The following is a 2512-nucleotide window of genomic DNA, read 5'->3' on the forward strand; positions in this document are numbered from 1 at the left end:
GGCGTCCAGCGCGAAGATCGGGAGGCCGGCGCTGGTCTGCGCGGGCGTGCTGTCGTAGTGGACGCCGTACGCCTCGAGGCGCGACTGCTCGGGCTGGCCGGGGGCCTGCAGGGTGTCGAGGAAGCCGTTCAGCTGGTCCTCGAGCGACTGCCGCTCGCGCGGGGTGTTGAGACGGTCCTTGTAGGGCGCGGCCACCGTGTACGCGGTGTCGATCAGGAAGTCGGCGAAGTACCGGCGGTTGTTGTCCGCGCGCGCCTTGTCGGTCGTCGGGTTGACGCTGGACACGTCGCTCTCGATCTCCCAGCCGTTCGGCTTGGAGTACCGCAGGGCGGCGATGCCCTTGGCCTGGAAGTCCACGTAGTCGTCGTCCACGAGGTCGACGCCGCCGACGTTGGGGTCGTAGGCGTCCTCGAGCGCGATCACCATCGTGAGCGCCCCGACCGACGTGTACTTCTGGGCCTCGCCGGCCGAGCGCTCGGGCGGGATCTTGGACCGGATCATGGCCATGATGCCGTCGCTGTGGCGCTGGACCACGCCGCTGTCGCTGAAGCCCTGCCCGCCGGCGACGCCGACCTCGAGGATCTCCGGGATCAGGGCCTTGTGGCCGGGGAAGCAATAGGTGAGGCGGTCGTGACGGCCGACGTTGCCGACGCCGACGCCAGCGTCCCCCTTGGCGACGGCGCGGGTCGTGCCGATCGGCGGCCCGAAGATGGTCTTGCGGCAGACCAGGCCGGCGGCGGTCGCGGCGATGGCGTTGTCGCGGAGGAAGGCGCCGATGTTCGCCGAGCTGCGGGCGGAGACGACGATGTTCGCGTCGGCGCCGGGGCCGTTCTTGCCGAGGGTCCGGGCGAGGGCCTCCTTGTACCGGATGTCGAGCGCCCCGACCGAGAGGCGGGCGATGGCGGCGCTGTTCGTGACGGCGAAGGCGTCCGGCAGGTTCACGTCGACGATCTCGTCCACGCCTGCGGCGGCCGAGCCGAGCGCTGTGTCGTTGTCGGTCCACGGCCGGACCTTCGCGTCGAAGGGTCCGCCGGCCTCGTCGGTGTCGACGTCCTGCAGCGTCACCCAGATCGTCCCGGTCGTGTTGTCGAGCACGCGGGTGCCGGCCGGGATGGTGACCTCGGCGCCGGCGCCGGCTTCGGCCTTCACGGCGTCGAAGCCGAGCGTCTCGTAGACGCCCGCGACCGCCTGGAGCTTGCCCGAGGCCGGGGTCGCGTTCTCGGTCACCCAGATGTAGCCGGAACTGTCGACGTAGGAACCAACGCCGGCCAGCGCGTCGAAGATGGAGGCGACCTCTGCGACGGTCACCTCGTCGATGTTCGCCACGTTGCCGTCGCCCGCGTCGAGCGTGACCAGACCGGTAGTGGTGTGCGTGATCGAGATGTCGGCCGCGGTGACCTCGAGGAATACCGACGCGGTGAAGAGCACGTTCGCGTCGCCGGTCGCCTTGATGCCGGCGACGCCATCGGAGGCGATCGTGATGCCAGGGACGGCCGGGTCCAGGGCGTTGAACGCGGCCAGCAACCCGTTGCGCAGGTTGGCCTCCACGGCGTCAGCCGACGTGTATTCGGCGTCGTAGGTGGTGAGCACGCCGTCGACGTAGCGGGTGATTCGGAGGGTGTAGTCGCCGACCTGGGCATTGACGGCAACCCAGTCCCACACGTCGACGACAGGGGCGGTCACGAAGCCCAGCGTCGCGGCCGCGGTGCCGCCCAGGATCTCGATCTCGCCCGCGGTGCCGGCGATGACGGAACGCAGGCTGATCTGGCCGCCGTTGTCGTAGGCGATGGTCAAGGCGGCCGTGAGGTTGATGCGGTCGATGCACTGGGCCTCGGTCTGCTCCTGATCGGTGAACGCGATCGGGGGCAGGACCACGCCGTCGACCGACAGCAGCAGCGTCTCGCCGCCGGTGAACAGGGTCGGGAAGGTTCCGCCGGTGCCGTCGATGGCGGCCTTGTTCGCCAGGAAGGTGGCGATGACGTTTACGGCGTCGTTGCGGCGCCAGGTGACGGTATCGCTCGGGGCAAGGTCGAAGGTGCCCTTGCCGCCCTTCTTCGCGGCCAGGCGGCGGAACTGGACCGAGCCGGCGCTGTTGTCGACGCGGCAGACGACGAGCGCGGCGAAGCTGAGCGAGGTCCGCCAGACGTGCAGGTTGCCGTTCCAGTACTCGGTGCCGCCGCTGCGCAGCGCGACGATGCCGCTGTACTTGCCCTCGGACGTCGAGTGGCCGAAACCGCCGTACCGCGAGATGTAGTCGCTGTCCGAGAAGATCTGCGTCGGGGTGAACTCCCCGGCCTCGGTCTCACCGACGATCAGGACGGTGCCGGTGCCAGCCCCCAAGGTCTGCGCCGGGGTGACCTGATCGACGAGCGCAATTTGGGGCAGCGAAGCCAGCTGGGCCAGCGTCGGAAACTGCTGATAGACCTTTTTGGCGACCACGGCGGCAGGTTACACGGGCCCCCAGTGCGGCCCGTGGCGGGCGACTGCCACGGAGCCCGGCTGTCACTCGTTG

1 protein-coding gene is annotated in these 2512 nt (G+C 69.7%); it reads right to left on the reverse strand.

The annotated features are described in order from the left end of the window. The coding region (locus WC493_RS23845; RefSeq protein WP_373069252.1) for a hypothetical protein at positions 1 to 2439 on the reverse strand (2439 nt) is incomplete at its 3' end. Positions 2440 to 2512: the final 73 nt, after the last annotated feature.

The organism is Zavarzinia sp. (genome assembly GCF_041650655.1).
Taxonomy (GTDB): domain Bacteria; phylum Pseudomonadota; class Alphaproteobacteria; order Zavarziniales; family Zavarziniaceae; genus Zavarzinia.